Origin of the sequence: Allonocardiopsis opalescens (assembly GCF_003002095.1) — a bacterium.
In the GTDB taxonomy this organism is placed as follows: Bacteria; Actinomycetota; Actinomycetes; order Streptosporangiales; family Streptosporangiaceae; genus Allonocardiopsis; species Allonocardiopsis opalescens.
The window spans coordinates 898,249-919,861 of sequence record NZ_PVZC01000001.1 but is presented as its reverse complement, the minus strand read 5'-3'; the positions used below and the strand labels follow the sequence as shown (position 1 = coordinate 919,861).

At 72.3% G+C, this 21,613-nt stretch carries 16 protein-coding genes; 5 read left to right on the top strand and 11 right to left on the bottom strand.

Annotated elements, in window-relative coordinates:
* Positions 1 to 39 precede the first annotated feature (39 nt).
* Genes CLV72_RS03650 through CLV72_RS03640 form a run of 3 tightly spaced genes read left to right on the top strand, consistent with a single transcriptional unit; the run spans position 40 to position 2,001 of the window.
* On the top strand, positions 40 to 1,107 hold the full coding sequence (locus CLV72_RS03650) for a hypothetical protein (RefSeq protein ID WP_106239148.1): 1,068 nt from the start codon (positions 40 to 42) through the stop codon (positions 1,105 to 1,107).
* Positions 1,092 to 1,553, top strand: a complete 462-nt coding sequence (locus CLV72_RS03645; RefSeq protein WP_106239145.1) for a hypothetical protein — start codon at positions 1,092 to 1,094, stop codon at positions 1,551 to 1,553. Before CLV72_RS03650 ends, CLV72_RS03645 begins: the two co-directional genes overlap by 16 nt.
* Before the next feature lie 4 nt (positions 1,554 to 1,557).
* A complete protein-coding gene (locus CLV72_RS03640) occupies positions 1,558 to 2,001 on the top strand; it encodes a hypothetical protein (RefSeq protein WP_146159326.1) in 444 nt (147 codons plus the stop codon).
* Between the two features lie 115 nt (positions 2,002 to 2,116).
* Here CLV72_RS03640 and ilvC read toward each other — a convergent pair whose 3' ends face one another.
* From ilvC to CLV72_RS03620, 4 genes are all read right to left on the bottom strand, one after another.
* The gene (ilvC, locus tag CLV72_RS03635; protein ID WP_106239137.1) at positions 2,117 to 3,100 is read right to left on the bottom strand and encodes a ketol-acid reductoisomerase; all 984 of its coding nucleotides are present in this window, start codon (positions 3,098 to 3,100) and stop codon (positions 2,117 to 2,119) included.
* Between the two features lie 357 nt (positions 3,101 to 3,457).
* A complete protein-coding gene (ilvN, locus tag CLV72_RS03630; RefSeq protein WP_106239134.1) occupies positions 3,458 to 3,982 on the bottom strand; it encodes an acetolactate synthase small subunit in 525 nt (174 codons plus the stop codon).
* Between the two features lie 9 nt (positions 3,983 to 3,991).
* Positions 3,992 to 5,797, bottom strand: a complete 1,806-nt coding sequence (locus CLV72_RS03625) for an acetolactate synthase large subunit (protein ID WP_106239131.1) — start codon at positions 5,795 to 5,797, stop codon at positions 3,992 to 3,994.
* Between the two features lie 253 nt (positions 5,798 to 6,050).
* A complete protein-coding gene (locus CLV72_RS03620; RefSeq protein WP_106239129.1) occupies positions 6,051 to 8,714 on the bottom strand; it encodes an EAL domain-containing protein in 2,664 nt (887 codons plus the stop codon).
* Between the two features lie 341 nt (positions 8,715 to 9,055).
* On the opposite strand from CLV72_RS03620, the gene CLV72_RS03615 reads away from it, so the two are divergent.
* Entirely contained in the window at positions 9,056 to 10,171 is a 1,116-nt protein-coding gene (locus CLV72_RS03615; RefSeq protein WP_106241244.1) for a PQQ-dependent sugar dehydrogenase, read from the top strand.
* 30 nt (positions 10,172 to 10,201) lie between these two features.
* Here the strand turns inward: CLV72_RS03615 and gatB are convergent, their stop codons facing one another.
* Positions 10,202 to 11,710: an Asp-tRNA(Asn)/Glu-tRNA(Gln) amidotransferase subunit GatB gene (gene gatB / locus CLV72_RS03610; RefSeq protein WP_245929840.1), complete on the bottom strand. Its 1,509-nt coding sequence runs from the start codon at positions 11,708 to 11,710 to the stop codon at positions 10,202 to 10,204.
* A gap of 449 nt (positions 11,711 to 12,159) precedes the next feature.
* Here gatB and CLV72_RS03605 point away from each other — a divergent pair, with 449 nt between their 5' ends.
* Entirely contained in the window at positions 12,160 to 13,353 is a 1,194-nt protein-coding gene (locus CLV72_RS03605; RefSeq protein WP_170140857.1) for a thioester domain-containing protein, read from the top strand.
* A gap of 118 nt (positions 13,354 to 13,471) precedes the next feature.
* Here the strand turns inward: CLV72_RS03605 and CLV72_RS03600 are convergent, their stop codons facing one another.
* The 6 genes from CLV72_RS03600 to ligA all read right to left on the bottom strand — a co-directional run bounded on the left by CLV72_RS03600 (position 13,472) and on the right by ligA (position 21,583).
* On the bottom strand, positions 13,472 to 14,038 hold the full coding sequence (locus CLV72_RS03600) for a DUF4276 family protein (protein WP_106239123.1): 567 nt from the start codon (positions 14,036 to 14,038) through the stop codon (positions 13,472 to 13,474).
* On the bottom strand, positions 14,035 to 15,108 hold the full coding sequence (locus tag CLV72_RS03595) for an AAA family ATPase (RefSeq protein ID WP_106239121.1): 1,074 nt from the start codon (positions 15,106 to 15,108) through the stop codon (positions 14,035 to 14,037). The genes CLV72_RS03600 and CLV72_RS03595 overlap by 4 nt, the downstream gene beginning before the upstream one ends.
* A 36-nt stretch (positions 15,109 to 15,144) precedes the next feature.
* Entirely contained in the window at positions 15,145 to 16,647 is a 1,503-nt protein-coding gene (gene gatA / locus CLV72_RS03590; RefSeq protein ID WP_106239119.1) for an Asp-tRNA(Asn)/Glu-tRNA(Gln) amidotransferase subunit GatA, read from the bottom strand.
* 4 nt (positions 16,648 to 16,651) lie between these two features.
* Positions 16,652 to 16,948, bottom strand: coding sequence for an Asp-tRNA(Asn)/Glu-tRNA(Gln) amidotransferase subunit GatC (gatC, locus tag CLV72_RS03585; protein WP_106239115.1), 297 nt, complete (start codon positions 16,946 to 16,948; stop codon positions 16,652 to 16,654).
* 122 nt (positions 16,949 to 17,070) lie between these two features.
* Entirely contained in the window at positions 17,071 to 19,200 is a 2,130-nt protein-coding gene (locus CLV72_RS03580; RefSeq protein WP_342755647.1) for a putative bifunctional diguanylate cyclase/phosphodiesterase, read from the bottom strand.
* Positions 19,201 to 19,393: 193 nt separating this feature from the next.
* Positions 19,394 to 21,583 carry an NAD-dependent DNA ligase LigA gene (gene ligA / locus CLV72_RS03575; RefSeq protein ID WP_106239109.1) on the bottom strand — a complete coding sequence of 730 codons (2,190 nt, stop codon included), beginning with the start codon at positions 21,581 to 21,583 and terminating at the stop codon, positions 19,394 to 19,396.
* Positions 21,584 to 21,613 lie beyond the last annotated feature (30 nt).

The window sequence follows — 21,613 nt, the reverse complement described above, 5'->3', positions numbered from 1 at the left end:
GGGAAAGTGGTCAGCACACGTCGGGCACGGAGGTGTGCGGTGAACGCGATGGACCGGATCCTGCGCCCCGCCCACGACAGCGGCGACCGCCCGTCCGGCGCCCCCGACCGCCCCCGCACCATGGACGCCGCCCTCGGCGCCCCCGACTCCGACCTCGGCCGCCGCAACCGCGCCGCCCTGGAGGCGGCCTTCGACTCCTGGGACGACTCCCCCGGCGACTGGGACCTGCCCGAGGACGACGCGCCACCAGCCGACGACGTCCATTCGGACTGGCCCGGCACCCGGACGGCCGCTTCGGAACGCGCCTCCGGCCCGAGCTGGCACGACATCTCGGCAGAGATCTACGGTCCGCCGTCTCCGTCCGAGCAGCCACCGGTCGCATGGCCGGCCGCGGAGTTCCGTGGCGGCCCGGGCCGGACCGCCGAGTCGGACAGTGACGCACCGAGGTCTCCCGACCCGGCTGACACCGCACCCGATCCCGCCGAAAGGCCCGAAGGAGTGTGGAGCGCTGACCGCCGCGCGACCGCCGCCGCGCCCGAATCGGACCCGACGACGCTCCGCCGCTCCCCGGCCGAGTCCCCGGAGCCCTTCGACGAGCCCGACCAGCCGGCTCAGCCGTCGTCGGTCGAACGGCTCGCGTCGTCAGACGACGAAAGCGCGAATGGCGAAGGGACGCGGTATCGCGCCGATCCGGCACCCTCAGGAGACCCGACCCAGCCCGGCGACGCCGGCCTCCAGAACATCAGTGATCCGCTGAGACCTGAGCGCCCGCCCACGGGTCAAGAGTTGGCCGACATGCACGGCGACAAGCGCTCCCGAAGCGAACGGGCGTTGAGGACCGCCTTTCGTCGCGGCGAGGACGCTCTCGATGCCACCAGCGCGACCGGGGACCGTATGGTCGTCGATCTTGAAGCCCCATCGCCGACCGGCCACCCCGAAACGAGGGTCCCGGGATCAGATCCCGCGCCGCCCCCGCAACACGGCATAGATGGCGGAGACGCCACCTCCGCGTTGTTCGTCGCTTCTCTCGGAACAGCACAGCTGCTTATCTGGGGCCGGAACAAGTTCGCCGAAACGATAAAGAGAGTGCAATGGCCTTGGCAGTGACCGATGAACAGCTTGCCACTCTTCGTGCCCTCCTCTCCGGTGAGGTCGAGAAGTATCGAGGGTTGTTCGACCGGCTCGATCGACGCGCCGCCCAGGACGGCTACACGGCTCTGATCGCCGCGGGCTTCTTCGAGGCCGTCGACCGGAAGTTCTCGACGGGGTACGAGTATGCCGACATCATCGACTTCGTCGGCCGTCTGCGCGCACAGTCCGACGCAGCCGCCGAGGACGTGGACCCTCACGCTGCCGAGCTGCTCATCCGCCATTCCCTCGGGGAGGACGTTCCGGTCGACGAGATCGACACCAAGACCATGGTCAGTGCGCAGACGAGGGTGCTGGGGAGGGTGGTCCAGGAAGAAGGGATGAGCGGAGCCGAACTGGACTCGTTCCTGGCCGACGTTCGGCAACTCGCCGACAACTGGCTGGGCCGAGAACAGGAACAGTGACTTCGTGGTTGCCGTGACCGCCGAAGACATTGCGGCTCTTCGTTCGATTCTCACGGGTGATCTTGAGCCCTTGGATCGGCTGCATGACCGGCTCCCGGAGAGCGGTTCGCCTCCAGGACTCAAGGTGCTCCTCGTGAGCGCGTTGCGGGATGCCGCTGAACGCCGCTTCGGGCGGACCTGGTCAGGAGCGGACCTCGTCTCCTACGTGGCGCGGGTACGCGCCCGTGACCCGTCCAGGGCCGGAGCGATCGATCCGCTCACCGCCGAGCGCGTGTTGCGCGGAGCGCTCGGTGACGGTGAAGCGGTCGCGGGTTTGAGTTCCGATCAGTTCGCCCGCACGTTCGTGGAACTCCTGATCGAACTCATCATCGACGAGCAACAGGCCGGCACCGGCCTGGACGAGTTCCTGGACCGAGCGATCCGACGGTCGGAACGGTATCCGTACTGACACCTCACCCGGCTCCCGAGGCGGTCCCACCGTGCGCCGACCGGGAGCACGGGTCGGGCGCGCACCCATGGGTGCGCGCCCGACGACCGTTGGCCAGAACCGGTTCCGGGCCTCCCTACCCCTTCAGCCAGCTCATCAGCGGGCGGAGTTCGGCGCCGACCTGTTCGATCTGCTCGGACTGCTCGGACTCGCGGCGCTTGAGGAAGTTGGGGCGGCCGGCGTCGAACTCTTCGACGAGTTCGCGGGTGAAGGTGCCGTCCTTGACCTCGGCGAGGATGCGGCGCATCTCCTCGCGGGTCTCCTGGGTGATGATGCGCTGGCCGCGGGTGTAGCCGCCGAACTCGGCGGTGTCGGAGACGGACCAGTACATCTTGGAGATGCCGCCCTCGTACATGAGGTCGACGATGAGCTTCATCTCGTGCAGGCACTCGAAGTAGGCGACCTCGGGCTGGTAGCCGGCCTCGACGAGGGTGCTGAAGCCGGCCTTGATGAGCTCGGAGACGCCGCCGCACAGGACGGCCTGCTCGCCGAAGAGGTCGGTCTCGGTCTCCTCCGCGAAGGTGGTCTTCAGGGCGCCGGCGCGGGTGCCGCCGATGGCCTTGGCGTAGGAGAAGGTGAGGGGCCAGGCGTTTCCGGTGGCGTCGCGCTCGACGGCGACCAGGACGGGCACGCCGCGGCCCTCGGTGAACTGGCGGCGGACCAGGTGGCCCGGGCCCTTGGGGGCGACCATCGCCACGTCGACGCCGGCCGGCGGCTCGATCAGGCCGTAGCGGATGTTGAGGCCGTGGCCGAAGAAGAGGGCGTCGCCGTCCTGGAGCTTGGGGGCGACCGCCTCGGTGTACAGGGCGCGCTGCACATGGTCGGGGGCGAGGATCATGATCACGTCGGCCTCGGCGGCGGCCTGGGCCGGGGTGGTGACCGGCAGGCCGTCGGCCTGCGCCTTCTCCCGGCTCGCCGAGGTCTCGGGCAGGCCCACCCGCACGTCGACGCCGGAGTCGCGCAGCGACAGCGCGTGGGCGTGGCCCTGGCTGCCGTATCCGAGTACGGCGACCTTCCGGCCCTGGATGACGCTCAGGTCGGCGGCGTCGTCGTAGAACATCTCAGCCACGTCGGCTCTCTCTTTCTGGGATTCGGACGACCCCCGATCCGGTCCTCCGGGCGGCGGAGGGCCGTCCGGAGGACCGGTCGCGGGTGGTGGTGACGCTTCGTTGTGCAGTTGGGACGTCCCCGATCCGGTCCCCGACGGCGGACCGTACGGGGACGCTCTCGGGCGGCGCCGGTCGTGCTCTCGGACCCGCGATCCCGCCCCGACGGCACAGGCCGTTCGGGAACGCTTTCGGGACGACGGCGCCGGGTCGTTCCGTCGGAGGCCCCGATCCCCCCTCCCGACGGCACAAGCCGTACAGGAGACGGTCACGGGACACCGGCGCCCGGTCGCCGTCCGCGGGCCGGCGGCTCAGGCGCTGCGGTCCAGGACGCGCAGCGAGCGGTCGGTGATCGAGCGGGAGCCGCGGCTGAGCGCGACCACGCCGGACTTGACCAGCTCCTTGATGCCGAACGGTTCCAGGACGCGGACCAGGGCGTCGAGCTTCTCGGGGTTGCCGGTCGCTTCGACGGTGACGGCCTCGGACGCGACGTCCACGACCTTGGCCCGGAACAGCTGGACGGTCTCCAGGACGTGCGACCGGGTTTCGGCGTCGGCCTTGACCTTGACCAGCAGCAGCTCGCGCCGCACGGAGGACTGCGGCTCCATCTCGACGATCTTGATGACGTTGACCAGCTTGTTGAGCTGCTTGGTCACCTGCTCCAGGGGGTGGCTGTCGCAGTTGACCACGATGGTGATGCGCGAGATGCCCTCGTACTCGGTGGGTCCCACCGCGAGCGAGTGGATGTTGAAGCCGCGCCGGGAGAACAGCGCCGACGCGCGGGCGAGGACGCCCGGCTTGTTCTCGACCAGAACCGACAGGGTGTGCAGAGTCATCGGACGTTCCTACTCCTCGTCGTCCCAGACCGGCGCCATGTCGCGCGCGTACTGGATCTGGTCGTTGCTGGTGCCGGCCGCGACCATCGGCCAGACCATGGCGTCGGCGTGCACCACGAAGTCGATCACCACCGGCTGGTCGTCGATGGCCATCGCCTTCTCGATGGTGGTGGTGACGTCCTCGGGCCGCTCGCAGCGCATCCCGACACAACCGTACGCCTCGGCGAGCTTGGCGAAGTCGGGAATCCGCACGTTGCGGCCTGCCGGCCGCGGCACGGTGTGCAGGTCGGTGTTGGAGTAGCGGCCCTCGTAGAAGAGGGTCTGCCACTGGCGGACCATGCCGAGGCTGCCGTTGTTGATGACGGCGACCTTGATCGGGATGCCCTCGATCGCGCAGGTGGCGAGCTCCTGGTTGGTCATCTGGAAGCAGCCGTCGCCGTCGATGGCCCACACGGTGGTGCCGGGCAGCGCCGTCTTGGCGCCCAGCGCGGCCGGGACCGCGAAGCCCATGGTGCCGGCACCGCCGGAGTTCATGAAGGTGCCGGGGTTCTCGTAGGAGATGAACTGGGCGGCCCACATCTGGTGCTGGCCGACGCCGGCGACGTAGCGGGCGTCGGGTCCGGCGATCTCGCCGATCCGCTTGATGACGTGCTGCGGCGACAGGCTGCCGTCGTCGGGCTCGTCGTAGCCGAGCGGGTAGGTGTCGCGCAGTCGGCCGAGGGTGGACCACCAGGCGGCGTAGTCGCCGCGGTTGCCGGCGGCGTGCTCGGCCTGGACGGCGACGACCAGGTCGGCGATGACCTCGCGGCAGTCGCCGACGATGGGGACGTCGGCGTGCCGGTTCTTGGAGATCTCGGCCGGGTCGATGTCGGCGTGCACGATCGCCGCGTCGGGCGCGAAGGTGCTCAGCTGGCCGGTGACGCGGTCGTCGAAGCGGGCGCCGAGCGCGATGATCAGGTCGGACTTCTGCAGCGCCCCCACCGCGGCGACGGTGCCGTGCATACCGGGCATGCCCAGGTGCTGGGGGTGGCTGTCGGGGAAGGTGCCGCGGGCCATCAGGGTGGTGACGACGGGCAGGCCGGTCAGTTCGGCGAGCACCCGCAGCTCCTGGCTGGCGCCGGCCTTCAGCACGCCGCCGCCGACGTAGAGCACCGGGCGGCGCCGTTCGCAGATCAGCCGGGCCGCCTCGCGGACCTGCTTGGCGTGCGGACGGGTGACCGGCCGGTACCCGGGCAGGTCGAGCGCCTGCGGCCAGCTGAAGGAGGTGGCCGCCTGCAGCGCGTCCTTGGCGATGTCGACCAGCACGGGCCCGGGCCGCCCGGTGGAGGCGATGTGGAAGGCCTCGGCGATCCGGGCCGGGATCTCGGCGGCCTCCTTGACCAGGAAGTTGTGCTTGGTGATCGGCATCGTGATGCCGCAGATGTCGGCCTCCTGGAAGCCGTCGGTGCCGATCAGGGGGGTGGCGACCTGCCCGGTGATCGCGACGAGCGGCACCGAGTCCATGTAGGCGTCCGCGATCGGGGTCACCAGGTTGGTGGCGCCGGGGCCGCTGGTCGCCACGCACACGCCGGGACGGCCGGTGGCGTAGGCGTACCCCTGCGCGGCGTGGCCGGCGCCCTGCTCGTGCCGCATGAGTACATGGCGGACCTGGGTGGAGTCGAGCAGGGGGTCGTAGGCGGGCAGGATGGCGCCGCCGGGAATTCCGAACACGACGTCGACGCCGACGTGCTCCAGCGACCTGATGAGCGATTGAGCTCCGGTCATCCGCTCGGTCATCACTCGATCCTTCGGTGGGTTGGTGGGGGCGGGGGTCATGCGTCACTTGGCAACAAAAAACCCTCCACCGCGGGGCGGTTGGAGGGAGCGCGCAGAACAGACTCGGTCAGCTGGCTGCGCGCCGACCAAGTACGAGAATGAAAAGCTTGCCATGCACGTGCCTCACGATACGCCCCTCAGCTGCAAGTCCCAAACGAACCCGGAAAACGTCTCGGCATGTGGGACAGTGATGTTCGGCATGCAGCCATGGCGGAGCCGTCGGAGGAGGCCGCGGGTCCGCGCCGGGTGGGGCTCACGCGTCCGTGCCCGCCACCGACAGGCGCCCGGCCCGCTCCTCGGCGAGGGCGGCGACGCCCGCGGCGCTCATCGGCCGGGCCACCAGGAAGCCCTGGCCGTGGGCGCAGCCCATCTCGCGGAGGAGGTCGAGCTGCTCGGGGCGCTCGATGCCCTCGGCGACCACGGTCATGCCGAGGTCCTGGCCGAGGCGGACGATGGTGCGGGTCAGCCGGGTGACGGTCTGGTCGTCGCCGAGGGCGGCCGTGAACGAGGGGTCGATCTTGATCGCGTCGACGGGGAGCTGGCGCAGGTAGACGAGGGAGGCGTAGCCGGTGCCGAAGTCGTCGATGGCCAGCCGGACGCCCAGCTCGCGCAGGGCGCGCAGCCGGGGCACGGTCTCGGCCGCCTCCTCCACCAGCATCTCCTCGGTGACCTCCAGGGTGAGCCGGTCGGGCGGCAGGCCCGCCTCGGCCAGCATCTCCGCGACGTCCTCGACGAAGCGGGGGCTGCGGATCTGCCGCGCCGAGAGGTTCACCGACAGGCCGATGTCCCAGGAGGACGCCCGGCAGGCCACCACCGTGCGGAAGGCCTCGCGCATCGTCCACGCGCCCAGCTCCACGATGAGGCCGGACTCCTCGGCCGGGCCGATGAAGGAGTCGGGCGGCACCAGCACGCCGTCGCGCCACCAGCGCAGCAGCGCCTCGACCCCCAGCACCTGGGAGCCGGCCAGGTCGACGATCGGCTGGTACTCCAGGGTGAAGTCGCCGTCGGCCAGCGCGCGGCGCAGCTCGCTCTGGAGTTCGAGGCGGCGGACGACGTCGGCGTGCATGTGGCTGGCGAACAGCTCCACCTGGCCGCCGCCGGCGTCCTTGGCGCGGGCCATGGCCACGTCGGCGTTGCGCAGCAGCTCGGCGCTGCTGTCCAGGTTCTCGTCGGCGAAGGCCACCCCGACGCTGGCCGACAGCGCGATCTCGGTGTCGCCGACCTGGAAGGGCTCGCGGGAGACCTCGCCGGCCAGCCGGTCGGCGAGGTCGACCACGGACTTGGCGTCCAGGACGTTCTCGATCAGCACCGCGAACTCGTCGCCGCCCCAGCGGGCGAGGGTGTCGCCGGGGGGTACGGCGGCGCGCAGCCGCCGCGCCACCCGGGTGAGCAGGAGGTCGCCGGCGGCGTGGCCCGCGGAGTCGTTCACGGCGGTGAAGCCGTCGAGGTCGAGGAAGATCGCGGCGGCGTGGCCCCCGGCCCCGCGGGTGACGATCTCGCGGGTGCGCTCCTCCAGGTAGGCGCGGTTGGGCAGCGCGGTGACGCCGTCGTGGAAGGTGAGGTGCTCCAGCTGCTCCTGCAGCGACACCTGCGCCGTGATGTCGCGGACGGCCACCAGCAGCCGCTCGGGCTCACCGGGCCGCTGGTAGCGGGTGGTGGTGGACTCGGTGTGCCGCCAGGTGCCGTCGGCGGCGGCCACCCGGGTGCGCAGCCGCACCCCGCTGCTGTCGCCGCGGCGGAAGGCGGCGAGCGCGGCGGCGGTGCGGGGCAGGTCCTCGGGGTGCAGGATGCCCTCGACGGGGCGGCCGACGATGGCCTCGCGCCGGTAGCCGTAGGACTCCGCCGAGCCGGGGCTGGCGTAGTGGACGACGCCCTCGGCGTCGATGATGAGGATGACGTCGCCGGTGCTCTCGGCCAGGGCGTGGAAGTGCCGCTCCCAGGTGGCGACGGAGCGCCGCAGCACGAAGTTGTCGGCCATCAGGCCGAGCATGCGCAGCAGCAGCAGCGCGATGACGGAGCCCGCGACCAGGGGCAGCACCGGCGCGAGCGGTGCGGGGCTGCGGGTGGCGTGCACGGCCAGCACGCAGGTGGCGACCGCCACCATGCCGGCGGCCGCCAGTTCGGGGGCGAAGCGGTACAGGCCGCGGCCGGTGATGCGGCTGTGGCCGGAGCCGACGCGGTGCACCGCGAGCACCGGCAGGTAGGCCAGCAGCGCGAAGGCGACGACGCGCAGCGGCGACTCGGCGCCGCCCAGGGCGGGCACGCCCGTCATCTGGGTGAAGGTGCCGAGCAGGTCGGCGGCGGAGATGACGGCGAAGGCGGCCCAGGAGGTGGCGGCGAGCCGGCGCTGGCCGCGGGGGGCGGTGACGACCAGCGGCGCCACCCCGCACAGCACGAAGATGTCGAGCACCGGCAGCACGAGGACCAGCGCGAAGGTGGACCAGGACTCGCCCGAGGCGGCGTGCAGCGGCTGCAGCCACAGCACCCACACCACCACGAACAGCGAGGACGCGCAGACATAGGTGTCGGCGATGTGGCGCAGCCGCGGCTTCAGGCCACGCGGCGGCGGGGCCAGCCGGATGATGCCGTACCAGAACAGCGCGACGGCGATCAGCGCGAAGAGGTCGCCGAAGGTGAGCGGGACGTTGGTGGTGCCGAACAGCCCGCGCAGGATGAGGTCGAGGGCGGCGCCGAGGAACCAGGCGAGGGCGGCGTAGCCGAGGAGGCGCGGAATGGGGCGGTTGCTGAGGACCCGTCCCGCGTAGCCGAGGGTGCCGGCGGCGATCATCGCGGCGGCGGCGACGGCCCACTCGGTGGGGCTACCGGGCCACAGCCAGACGGCGCCCAGCGCGTAGCCCAGGCCGAGCACGAGCACCAGGCCCGGCCCCAACCAGGGGTTTCGTTGCCAGATCGCCATCCGCACGCCGCACCGCAGGCGGCCACCTCGCCCTCTCTCGGCACGTACTCGGGCGTTACCCACTGTAGGTCCGCTAGGTCACGGCGTGATTGAGCTGCGCTTGAGAGCAGGCGTCGAAATGGGGGCGACCGCTGGCGGTTTATCCGCATACGTGTGGACTTGTTGGGGTATGCCAATTCGTTTGAATCATACAAGTGGCGTGGCGGCCGCGAGGGCGGGAAGGCACCTTGGTGCCCGGCCGCGCGTTGACGCGGCAGGGCGGTGCGGTCCCGGTGCGCCGGGGCCGCGGTCCGCGATGGCAGGTGCGACGGCCGGGCGCGTCCCGGCGGGTGGAGGCGGCGGTGGCGAGGTACCGGACGGCGACGGCCCTGCTGCTGTGCGCCGCACTGCCGCTGGCCGGCTGCGGGGGCGCCCAGCCGCCCGGCGAACCGCGGGTGCCGAGCGCGGCGCCGCCCTCGGCGTCCGGCTCGGCCGCCGAGGCGGTCGCCGTGCCGGGTGAGCCCCGTGACGTGGCCACCGGGCTGGACGTGCCGTGGTCGGTGGCGCCGCTGCCCGACGGCTCGGCGCTGGTGTCCGAGCGCGGCTCGGCCCGGGTGCTGCTGGTGGAGCCGTCGGGCTCGGTCAGCGAGGCGGGCACGGTCGAGGGGGTGCGGCCGGAGGGCGAGGGCGGGCTGCTCGGCCTGGCCGTCCCGGCCGACTTCGCCGACGGCGACCACGTGTACGCCTACCACACCGCCGCCGAGGACAACAGGATCGTCCGGATGCCCTACTCGGACGGCACCCTCGGCGAGCAGGAGGAGCTGGTCACCGGCATCCCCCGCGGCGCCAACCACAACGGCGGGCGGCTCGCCTTCGGCCCCGACGGCCTGTTGTACGCCGGCACCGGCGACGCCGGGGACCGCGCGCTCGCGCAGGACACCGGCTCGCTCGGCGGCAAGATCCTGCGGATGACGCCCGAGGGCGAGCCGGCGCCCGGCAATCCGTTCGACACCCTCGTGTACAGCTACGGCCACCGCAATGTGCAGGGCCTGGCCTTCGACCCCGAGGGCCGCCTGTACGGCATCGAGTTCGGGCAGGACGCCTACGACGAGGTGAACCTGATCGAGCCGGGCGGCAACTACGGCTGGCCGGAGGTGGAGGGCGCGGGCGGCGGCGGTGACTTCGTGGACCCGCTGCTGACCTGGACCACCGACGAGGCGTCGCCGAGCGGCGCCGCGTACGCGGGCGGCTCGCTGTGGGTGGCGGCGCTGCGCGGCGAGCGGCTGTGGCGGGTGCCGGTCTCCGGCGGCGAGGCGGGCGCGCCGGAGGCGCTGCTCACCGGCGAGTACGGCCGGCTGCGCGCCGTCGCCGCCGTGGACGGCGGCGCGGCGCTGTGGGTCACCACCAGCAACCGCGACGGCCGCGGCGAGCCCGCCGGCGACGACGACCGGGTGCTGGAGATCCCGCTGACGGAGTAGGGGCGGGCCGGCGCCCGCACCGCGGCCCGATCAGCCCTGGACGCCCAGGCGCTCCAGGATGAGGGCGCGGGCGCGGCCGGCGTCGGCCTGTCCGCGGGTCGCCTTCATGACCGCGCCGACCAGCGCGCCGGCGGCGGCGACCTTGCCGGAGCGGACCTTCTCGGCGATCTGGGGGTTGGCGGCGATGGCGTCGTCGACGGCGGCGCCCAGCGCGGAGTCGTCGCTCACCACGCGCAGGCCCCGGCTCTCGACCACGGCGTCGGGCTCGCCCTCGCCGGCCAGCACGCCCTCGATGACCTGCCGGGCCAGCTTGTCGTTGAGGGAGCCCTCGGCGACCAGGGCGGCGACCCGCGCCACCTGGGCCGGGGTGATCGGCAGCTCGGCCAGGGCGACCTCGGCCGCGGTGGCGCGCCGCGACAGCTCGTTCAGCCACCACTTGCGGGCGTCGCCCGAGGTGGCGCCGGCCGCGACCGTCTCCTCGACCAGGTCGAGCGCCTCGGCGTTCACCAGGTCGCGCAGTTCGAGCTCGGACAGCCCCCACTCGCGCTGCACGCGGGCGCGGCGCGCGGCGGGCAGCTCGGGCAGGCCGGCGCGCAGCTCCTCGACCCAGTCGCGCGCGGGCGCGATCGGCACCAGGTCGGGCTCGGGGAAGTAGCGGTAGTCCTGCGCCTCCTCCTTGCTGCGGCCCTGGGCGGTGGTGCCGGTGTTCTCCTGGAAGTGCCGGGTCTCCTGGACGACGCGCCCGCCGTCGGCGAGCACGGCGGCCTGCCGCTCGATCTCGTGCCGCACCGCGCGCTCCACCGAGCGCAGCGAGTTGACGTTCTTGGTCTCGGTCCTGGTGCCCCACTGCGAGGCGCCGCGCTCCATCAGCGAGACGTTCACGTCGCAGCGCAGCGAGCCCTGCTCCATGCGCACGTCGGAGACGTCGAGGGCGCGCAGCAGGTCGCGCAGCTCGGTGACGTAGGCGCGCGCCACCAGCGGGGCCAGCTCGCCGGTGCCCTCGATAGGCCGGGTGACGATCTCGACCAGCGGGATGCCGGCGCGGTTGTAGTCGACCAGGGAGTGGTCGGCGCCGTGGATGCGGCCGGTGGCGCCGCCGACGTGCAGCGACTTGCCGGTGTCCTCCTCCAGGTGCACCCGCTCGATGCCGACGCGGAAGCTGCGGCCCTCCACCTCGACGTCGAGGTGGCCGTCGGTGCACAGCGGCTCGTCGTACTGGGAGATCTGGTAGTTCTTCGGCATGTCCGGATAGAAGTAGTTCTTCCGGGCGAAGCGGCACCACTCGGCGATGGAGCAGTTCAGCGCCAGGCCGATCCGGATGGTGCGCTCGATCGCGGAGGCGTTGGCCACCGGCAGCGCGCCGGGCAGCGCCAGGCAGACCGGGCACACCTGGGTGTTGGGGGCGGCGCCGAAGCCGGTGGGGCAGCCGCAGAACATCTTCGCCGCCGTGCCCAGCTCGACGTGGGTCTCCAGGCCGAGGACCGGCTCGAACCGGGTCAGCGCCTCGTCGTACTTCATCAGCGACACCGTGTCAGCCATGCCGACAATCCAGCCCTTCTCCAGCCTGGTGGGGGTGGCCGCGCCGACCGGGGGTCACCGGTCGCGCCGCCGCTCCCCCAGGGTATCGAGGACGCGGTGGGGGCGTGACCATGCGCGGACCCGGCGTGACGGTGCGGAACGGATCAGTGACGGTTCGCGAAGTATTCCAACTTGTTACCACTGGTGTCGGTTTTTCTCCTGAGCTTCGCTCTTCCCGCCAGAGCCGAAGCAGTAATGTTCGCAGGGCGCCGCGTCACTCCCCGGAGGACGCGCGCTACTCCGCGACAGGCCCGAACAGCGGCAGGCGATGAACGATTCACCTCGATCTCGCGGAAGGCTACTGCGCCTGGCTGACGACCCGTTCCCGGGCCGGGCGCCGGTCCACTGTCCACCCCCTCCTGAGGACTGACTCAATGCGTTCTGTTTCCCCCCGAGGTGGCCTGCGGCGCGTGGCGACCACGCTTGCCGCCACGGCCACGGCTCTGTTCCTGGGCGCCGGGCTGGCCGCCCCTGCCATGGCCGACGAAGAGCCCCCGCCCGCCGGTGTCACCGGCGACCTGCTGGAGAGCACCACCCCCGGCACCGACGTCAACTTCGGCGGCGAGGCCGACTACGCCACCCACCTGTTCCAGCTGGAGCTGTCCGACGGCACGGTGGTCGAGGCGTACTGCATCGACATCAACCAGAACACCAACACCGAGGTGCCCTACGTCGAGGGCAGCTGGGGCGACCACCCGCAGAACCCGGACTTCGAGGCCAACGCCGACCGCGTCCACTGGATCCTGCAGAACTCCTACCCGACCGTCGACGACCTGGGCGCCATCGCCGAGGCGGCGGGCACCGACAGCCTGACCCTCGAGCAGGTCATCGGCGCCACCCAGGCCGCGATCTGGCACTTCGCCGACGGCCGCGACCTGGCCGAGGGCAATGACGCCGGCGTGATCGCCCTGTACGAGTACCTCACCGGCGAGGCCAACACGGGCCTGCCCAGCGGCGGCGAGCCCACCGCCTCGCTGAGCATCACCCCGGCCACCGCCGAGGGCACCGCCGGCTCCGACATCGGTGAGTTCACCGTCGCCACCACCGCCGACGAGGTCCCGCTGACCGTCGAGGGCGCCGAGGGCGTCGAGGTGATCGTGGACGGCGCGGCCGCCTCCGCCGTCGCCAACGGCGGCACCTTCGCCGTGCGTGTCCCCGAGGGCACCGAGGCCGGCGCCGCCACCGTCAGCGGCGAGGTGAGCGCCACCGCGAACCTGGGCCGTATCTTCCGCAGCGCGAACTACGACCCGAACAACGAGGACACCTGGACCCAGACCCTGATCCTGGCCCAGACCACCAACATCACCGCCCAGGCGTCGGTCTCCGTCACTTGGGACGACGCCCCGGCTCCCAGCCCCAGCCCGAGCCCGAGCGACACCCCGAGCCCGAGCCCCTCGCCCAGCGACACCCCGAGCGAGACCCCGAGCCCGACCCCCAGCGACACCCCCGCCCCGCCGTCCGATGACGACGACCTCCCCGTCACCGGCTCGCAGATCGGCATCCTGGCCGCCGTGGCGGCCCTGCTGATCGGTGGCGGCGGTGCCGCGATGATGATCGCCCGCAAGCGCCGCGCCGCGGCCGCCGGCCTCGACGCCGACAGCTGACCGGTCCTTAGGGCCTGACACACCGGCCGGCCCCGGCGATCCGAGAGGATCGCCGGGGCCGGTTCTTCGTGTGCGGGACGCGACTCCGCTACAGGTAGCGCAGATCAGCGAGGGCGGCCTAGGTCCGCTCGACCCACGCCCGGTAGGCGGGCAGCCGGTCCAGGACCTCCAGGTCCGTCGTCTCGCCCAGTAGTTCCAGGCACTCATCGACGGCCCGACGCCGGGGCACGATCCGCTCCAGCAGTGCCTTGGGGTCGTGCACCCGCTCGGCGTCCGCGGACCGCGCCGGAAGCAGCTGCCGGTTCGCTCCCCCGATTCCGGTCCACGCCGCCGGATCGGCGAGCAGCCACGCCTCGGTCTCGCGCTTCGGGATCAGCGGCACGGCGGGGCAGCCGACGCCCAGTTCCGTGAGGCGTTCGAGCAGCCGGTCGGCCTTGCCGCGTTCGCGGTGGTCGTGGTGGACGAAGAGCACGTGGCACTCGGCCGCCAGTTCCGCGGCGGCCTGTGCCACCCGCTCGCCGTCCGCGACGGTGTGCAGATCGGACAGCGCCACATCGCCCACGTCGACCTCGCAGCGGGCCGATGCCTGGGTGGAGCGCCGGAGTTGCCGCACGATGACGCGGCCGAGGAAGAGTTCGTCGGAGGCGCCTTCCGCCAGCAGACCCGGGATCAGCAAGCGGGTCACTGGGCGTCCTGCCGGACGGTGCCCAGGTAGCGGCTCACCTCGCGCGGCGAGACATAGGTGCCGGGCTCGCCCGCGTCCCGCACCGGGCGGGCGCGGGTGATCCGGGAGGTCGGACCGCCCGGCTGGACGCGTGTCACGGTGTCCAGGAAGACGACGGAGCCGGGGCGCTCGCGTACCAGTTCGCCGACCACCACGGGCGAGTGGCTGGTGAGGACGACCTGGCGCAGCGGCTCTTCCGCCGACGCCGGGTCGGACAGGTCGGTGACGCGACGCGCGATCCGCCGCAGCAGTTCGGCGATCCGCCCGGGGTGCAGGCCGTTCTCGATCTCCTCGATCAGCAGCACGCCGGGGTGGTCGGGATCGTACAGGGCGGCGAGCAGGGCGATGATGCGCAGGGTGCCGTCGGAGACGAGGGTCGCCGGGATAGCTCCCTGGCCGCTGAACACCACGTCGAACGACCATTCCTGGTCGCGCTCGTCAAGAACCGGCTCGACGCCGGTGACCCCGGGGACGAGCGCGACGAGATCGACGACCAAGTCCTTGAACGCTTGGGAGTCGCGCATCCGGCCTAGCACCGCCGCCAGGTTGGACCCGTTCTCGCGCAGTGCGTATCGGTCTGCGGCCGGGGCGGCTTTCCGCATCTCCATCGGTTCCGGCGTGCACCACCGCCATGTGGAGGACGGCGACCAACCGGATTCCGGCTCCATGCCGATGAGTGAGATGCTGTCGGCCTGGTTCGTGACGTTCAGACCGATTATTCCCTGAACGAAGGCGGGTGACCGCTGCCATACGCCGTCCACTCGGGAATCGACAAGGACATCGGCCTTGATGGTGAACTCTTCCACCGGCCGCCGCTCGCTGTCCCAGTGGAACAACTCGCGCGGACGGCCGCGGCGTGCGGCCAGGACGGCGTCAAGCTCAACCGTCTGGAGGTCCGCGAGACACCCCAGCGCGTCGAACAGGTTCGACTTCCCGCCCGCGTTGGAGCCGACCAGGGCCAGAAACGGCGGCACGTCGAGGGTGAAGTCCAGAAAGGACTTGAAGCCGTCGATCTCGATGCGGGTGATCATGCCGCCGCTTTCTGAGCCGGGGTCGGAGCCCTCACGTTAGACCAGGGACGGGGCCTTGGTGAGGAGCTCGGCGCCCCAGCGGGCGGTGAGGGCGGACTCGACGGCGGCGGCGACGCGGTAGGTGCGGTCGTCGGCGAGGGCGGGGGCCATGATCTGGAGGCCGACGGGGAGGCCGTCTTCGGGGGCGAGGCCGCAGGGGACGGAGAGGGCGGCGTTGCCGGCGAGGTTGGCCGGGATGGTGCACAGGTCGGCGCGGTACATGGCCATGGGGTCGTCGGCGCGTTCGCCGATGGGGAAGGCGGTGGTGGGGGTGGTGGGCGAGACCAGGACGTCGACCTGCTCGAAGGCGGCGGTGAAGTCGCGGGCGATGAGGGTGCGGACCTTCTGGGCCGAGCCGTAGTAGGCGTCGTAGTAGCCGCTGGACAGGGCGTAGGTGCCCAGGATGATGCGGCGCTTGACCTCGGGGCCGAAGCCGGCGGCGCGGGTGAGGGCCATCACCTCCTCGGCGCTGCGGGTGCCGTCGTCGCCGACGCGCAGGCCGTAGCGCATGGCGTCGAAGCGGGCGAGGTTGGAGGAGCACTCGCTCGGCGAGATCAGGTAGTAGGCGGGCAGCGCGGTGGTGAAGTTGGGGCAGGACACCTCGCTGACCTTGGCGCCCAGCGACTCCAGCAGCTCCACCGCCTCGTTGAAGCGGGTGAGCACGCCGGGCTGGTAGCCCTCGCCTGCGAACTCGCGGACCACGCCGACGCGCATGCCGGCGACGTCGCCGCGCCGCGCCGCCTCGACCACCGGGGGCACCGGGGCGTCGACGGAGGTGGAGTCCATGGGGTCGTGGCCGGAGAATGCCTCGTGCAGCAGGGCGGCGTCCAGGACGTTGCGGGCGAAGGGGCCGGGGGTGTCCAGCGAGGACGCGAAGGCGATGACGCCGTAGCGGGAGGAGCCGCCGTAGGTGGGCTTGGCGCCGACGATGCCGCAGACGGCGGCGGGCTGGCGGATGGAGCCGCCGGTGTCGGTGCCGGTGGCCAGCGGCGCCTCGTAGCCGGCGACGGCGGCCGAGGAGCCGCCGGAGGAGCCGCCGGGCACCCGCTCGAGGTCCCAGGGGTTGCGGCTGGGGCCGTAGGCGGAGTTCTCGGTGGAGGAGCCCATGGCGAACTCGTCCATGTTGGTCTTGCCGAGGATCACCAGGCCGGCGGCGCGCAGCCGCTCGGTGACGGTGGCGTCGTACGGCGGGATCCAGCCTTCGAGGATCTTGGAGCCCGCGGTGGTGGGCACGCCCCGGGTGGTGAAGACGTCCTTGTGCGCGATGGGCACGCCGGCCAGCGGGCCGAGCGGCTCGCCCTGGGCGCGGCGGCGGTCGACCTCGCGGGCCTGGTTGAGGGCCCCCTCGACGTCGACGTGCAGGAAGGCGCGGACGCGGTCGTCGACGGCGCTGATGCGGTCGAGGTGGGCGCTGGCGACCTCGACGGCCGAGACCTCGCCCGAGGCGATGGCGGCGGCCAGTTCGGCCGCGGTGCGGTGGGTGAGTTCGCTGCTCGTCACAGGACTACTCCTCGTCCAGGATGCGCGGGACGCGGAAGCGGTCGTCCTCGGCGGCGGGTGCCTGGTCCAGTGCTTCGGCCACGCCCAGCGGCGGCCGCACCTCGTCGGGCCGGAACACGTTGGTCAGCGGCAGGGCGTGGGAGGTCGGCGGGACGTCGGCCGAGGCGGCGTCCTGCACCTGGGCGACGGCCGAGATGATCTCGTCGAGCTGGCCGGCGAGGGCGTCGAGCTCCTCGGGGCCGAGCGCCAGCCGGGACAGCCGGGCGAGGTGGGCGACCTCGTCGCGGGTGATGGCGGACATAGGGGAACCGTTTCTGGGCGTACGGGCGGACCGGGTGGACCACAGGGCCTAGTCGCCATCCTAGGACCTCGGCCGCGCCCCTCTCCCCGCCTCGGCCGGCCGGCGGCCGCCGGCCGGGCGGCTCAGGGCCGGATCTCGCCGTCGCGCATGGCCGGGACGGGGGTGGAGCCGATGGCGCCGCGCAGCCACTCGGTGGCGAGGTCGGCGGGCATGGGTTTGGCGAAGTGCCAGCCCTGGGCGGCGTCGCAGCCGGCGATGCGCAGGATCTCGGCGGTGGGCTCGTTCTCGACGCCCTCGGCGACCGAGCGCACCCCCAGGGCCTGGATGATCTCCACGATGGAGCGGATGATCAGCTGGTCGGCGTGGCTGCGGTCGGCGCGCCGGATCACCGCGGTGTCGATCTTTACCTCCACCAGCGGCGGCAGCCGGTGCCGTTCGAGCAGCACGTAGCCGCCGGCCAGGTCGTCCACGACGATGCCCACGCCCATCGCGGCCAGCTCGCTGAGGGTCTCGCGGGCCGCGGCGGAGTCCTCGGCCAGCGCGGTCTCGGAGATCTCGATCTGGAGGGTCTGCGGGCGCAGCCGGTGCTCCAGCAGGCCGGTGCGGACGGTGTCGAGCAGGTCGGTGTCGAGGAGGTCGCGGCCGGAGACGTTCACCGCGACGGGCACCCGCAGCCCGGCGCGGTGCCAGGCGGCCGCCTGGCGCAGCGCCTGGCCGACGACGTGCTCGGTGAAGGTGCGCATCAGGTAGGAGCGCTCGGCCATCGCCACGAAGTCGCTGGGCAGCAGCAGGCCGCGCTCGGGGTGGCGCCAGCGCGCCAGCGCCTCCACGCCGAGCACCTGGCCGTCGCGCAGCCCCACCTTGGGCTGGTAGTACAGCTCGACCTCGCCGTCGGCGACGCCGCGGCGCAGCTCGCCGAAGAGGGCGAGGCGGTCGGCGGAGTTGCGGTCCTTGTCGGCGACGTACATCTCCACGCCGGTGCGCGACTCCTTGGCGACGTACATCGCGACGTCGGCGCGCTGCATGATCATCTCGAAGTCGGGGGCGTGGTCGGGGTAGAGCGCGATCCCGATGCTGGCCTCCAGGTCGAAGGACATGCCGTCCAGCCGCACCGGTTCGGCGAGGGCCACCCGCAGCCGGGCCGCCACCTCGCGGGCGGCGGCGCCGTCGCGCACCGAGGGCAGCAGCACCGCGAACTCGTCGCCGCCCAGCCGCGCCACCAGGTCGCCGGGGCGGACGCTGTGGGTGAGGCGCTGCGCCATGATCTGCAGCAGGCGGTCGCCGGTGGGGTGGCCGAGGGTGTCGTTGACCTCCTTGAACCGGTCCAGGTCCAGCAGCATCAGGCCGACGCGCCGGGTGCCGGCCTGCGCGTCGGCGAGCGCCTCCTGCACCCGGTGGATGAGGTACTTGCGGTTGGCCAGCCCGGTCAGCTCGTCGTGGTTGGCCTGGTGCTCGCGCTTGACGGAGACCGATGCGCTGGCGTAGACGGCGATCAGCGGCAGCAGGAAGAGCGGCACCAGCAGCAGGGAGTGGTCCATCACCACGACGACCAGCGGCGCGAGGCTGAGCAGGGCGCCGGTGACCAGGAACTGCGGGCCGATCTCCTTGCGCAGCACCCGCCGCAGCGAGGCGCGCTCGTGCAGGGCGACGGCCGAGCCGACCAGCAGGGAGTTCAGCACGAAGTAGCCGGTGGCGGCGGCCGCCACGATCGGCAGCTCACCGCCGGTGGGCACCCAGGGGCTCGGCGGGCCGCCGGGGTACATCAGCGCGATGGCCGAGGCCGCCACGGCCAGGCTGAGGGTGTACTGGGCGACGTTGAACAGGGTGCGGTGCCAGGAGTGCCGCCGCGCCACCCCGGCGGTGAGGGTGGCGAAGGCCTGAACGAGGGCGGCGGCGGGCAGGCCGTAGTAGAGCAGCAGCGCGAACGAGAACGGGGTGGAGGTCGGGGCGCCGCTGGACTCGCCGCCCGAGCCCCCGGTGGAGGTGACGATCGGCCGCAGCTCGCCGAGGATCACCAGGCAGGTGATGGTCCAGATCAGTGGCTTGATCAGCAGGTTCTCGAAGCCGGCCCAGCCCAGTCCGGCCAGAGACACGCCTAGCAGCGCGCAGCCCGCGGTGGTGGCCGCGGCCAGGTACATCCACAGCGGCGACCCGATCCGGGGAGTGATGTCCCGGGGGTCCTTGGGCTCCTTCATCACGTCCTCGGCGCTCTGGGGAAGGCCCCGGCTGGGGCCGGTGGGCGGTTCTCCCACGGAGTTCTCCGGGGCGGGGAGGAGAGCCGCGTTCGCCAGGGGCCGGCCGACCCCTCGCGGTTGCTTCCACACTTTGTGTTACCACTAGTTCACGCGACATCCGGGATCATTGGACCCGTATGTCCAGTTTAGGCAGTGGAATGACCAGAGGTGGCCGATCAGTTGCCCTACGTGAAAAGGGGTGCCCCGAATCCTACTCGGCCGCGGCGGCCGGCTCCCCCACGACGGCCACACCCGCGGCCGCCTCGGGACCCTGTTCGAGCAGCACGTCGAAGCCGTCGTCGTCCAGGACCGGGACGCCGAGCTTGACCGCCTTGTCGTACTTGGAGCCGGGGCTGTCGCCGACGACCACGAACGAGGTCTTCTTCGACACCGAGCCGGAGACCTTGCCGCCGCGCCCCTGCACCGCCTCGGTCGCCTCGTCGCGGCTGTAGCGGCTCAGCGAGCCGGTGACGACCACGGTGACGCCCTCCAGCGGGCGCGGCCCCGCCTCGCCCTCCTCCTCCATGCGCACCCCGGCCGCGCGCCACTTGCGCACGATCTCGCGGTGCCAGTCGACCTGGAACCACTCGGTGACCGAGCGGGCGATGGTGGGCCCCACGCCGTCGACCGCGGCCAGCTCCTCCTCCGACGCCGCCGCGATCGCGTCCAGCGAGCGGAACTCGCGGGCGAGGTCCTGGGCGGCGCGGGGGCCGACGTGGCGGATGGACAGCGCCACCAGGATCCGCCACAGCGGCCGCCGCTTGGCCAGTTCCAGCTGCTCGAACAGGGTCTGCACGGTCTTCTTCGGCTCGCCCTTGAGATTGGCGAAGAAGGAGACGACCTTGGGCTCGCCGGTCTTGGGGTCGGTCTTGGCCTCGCCGGTGTCCTTGTCGAGCACCACAGTCCGGATCGGCAGCAGCCGCTCGGGGGTGATGTCGAAGAGGTCGCCCTCGTCGCGCACGGGCGGCTCGGCCGGCTCCAGCGGCTGGGTGAGGGCGGTGGCGGCGACGTAGCCGAGCGCCTCGATGTCCAGCGCGCCGCGCCCGGCGAGGTGGAACAGCCGCTCGCGCAGCTGCCCCTTGCAGCGCCGGGCGTTGGGGCAGCGGATGTCGACGTCGCTCTCCTTCTCCGGCCGCAGCTCGGTGCCGCACTCGGGGCAGTGCGCGGGCATCTCGAAGGCGCGCTCGGAGCCGTCGCGCAGCGCCTCGACCGGGCCGACGATCTCCGGGATGACGTCGCCGGCCTTGCGCAGCACGATGGTGTCGCCGATCAGCACGCCCTTGCGCACGACCTCCTGGGCGTTGTGCAGGGTGGCCATCTCGACGGTGGAGCCGGCCACCTGCACCGGCTCCATCACGCCGTAGGGGGTGACCCGCCCGGTGCGGCCGACGTTCACCCGGATGTCGAGCAGCCTGGTGTTGACCTCCTCCGGCGGGTACTTGTACGCGATGGCCCAGCGCGGCGCGCGGCTGGTGGAGCCGAGGCGGCGCTGGACGGCGACGTCGTCGATCTTGACGACCACGCCGTCGATCTCGTACTCGGGCTCGTGGCGGTGCTCGCCGTAGTGGGCGATGTAGCCGCGCACCTCGTCCAGGGTGCGCACCACCCGGTAGCGGTCGCTGACCGGCAGCCCCCAGGCGGCCAGCCGCTCGTAGGCCTGCGACTGGCTGGTGATGTCGAAGCCGCGCCGGGCGCCGATGCCGTGCAGCAGGATGCACAGCGGGCGGCTGGCGGTGACGCGGGGGTCCTTCTGCCGCAGCGAGCCGGCCGCGGCGTTCCTGGGGTTGGCGAAGGGCGGCTTGCCGGCGTCGGCCAGCCGGGCGTTGAGCTCCTCGAAGGCCGCGACGGGCAGGAAGACCTCGCCGCGCACCTCCAGCAGCTCGGGGGCGGGGTGGACGTCCTCGGACAGCCGGGCGGGCACCTCGTCGATGGTGCGGATGTTGTGGGTGATGTCCTCGCCGGTGCGGCCGTCGCCGCGGGTGGCGCCGCGCACCAGGCGGCCGTGCTCGTACACCAGGTCGACGGCGAGGCCGTCGATCTTGGGCTCGCACAGGTAGGCGTCGGTGGGCACCTCGGCGGCGACGCGCTGGGCCCAGGCGGCCAGTTCCTCGTCGTCGAAGGCGTTGTCGAGGCTCTGCAGCCGCTCCAGGTGCTGCACGGCGGCGAAGTCGGTGCTGATGGGCACGCCGACCTGCTGGGAGGGCGACTCGGGGGTGCGCAGGCTCGGGAAGCGCTCCTCCAGGTCGAGCAGTTCGCGCCAGAGCGTGTCGAACTCGGCGTCGCTGACGGTGGGCGAGTCGAGGACGTAGTAGCGGTAGCGGTGCTCGGTGAGGTCGGCGGCCAGCTCGCTGTGGCGCTCCCTGACCTTGGCCGGCACGCCTTCGACCACGTGTTCGCTCATGTCCTACCCCCACATACCTCGGGCCGCCGG

Coding starts and splice junctions, on each gene's coding strand:
- ilvN (WP_106239134.1), bottom strand. CDS start 3,982: ATGACTCTGCACACCCTGTCGGTTCTGGTCGAGAACAAGCCGGGCGTC.
- CLV72_RS03620 (WP_106239129.1), bottom strand. CDS start 8,714: ATGGCGATCTGGCAACGAAACCCCTGGTTGGGGCCGGGCCTGGTGCTC.
- ligA (WP_106239109.1), bottom strand. CDS start 21,583: ATGAGCGAACACGTGGTCGAAGGCGTGCCGGCCAAGGTCAGGGAGCGC.
- CLV72_RS03595 (WP_106239121.1), bottom strand. CDS start 15,108: ATGATCACCCGCATCGAGATCGACGGCTTCAAGTCCTTTCTGGACTTC.
- ilvC (WP_106239137.1), bottom strand. CDS start 3,100: ATGTTCTACGACGACGCCGCCGACCTGAGCGTCATCCAGGGCCGGAAG.
- gatB (WP_245929840.1), bottom strand. CDS start 11,710: ATGGCTGACACGGTGTCGCTGATGAAGTACGACGAGGCGCTGACCCGG.
- gatC (WP_106239115.1), bottom strand. CDS start 16,948: ATGTCCGCCATCACCCGCGACGAGGTCGCCCACCTCGCCCGGCTGTCC.
- CLV72_RS03625 (WP_106239131.1), bottom strand. CDS start 5,797: ATGACCCCCGCCCCCACCAACCCACCGAAGGATCGAGTGATGACCGAG.
- CLV72_RS03645 (WP_106239145.1), top strand. CDS start 1,092: ATGGCCTTGGCAGTGACCGATGAACAGCTTGCCACTCTTCGTGCCCTC.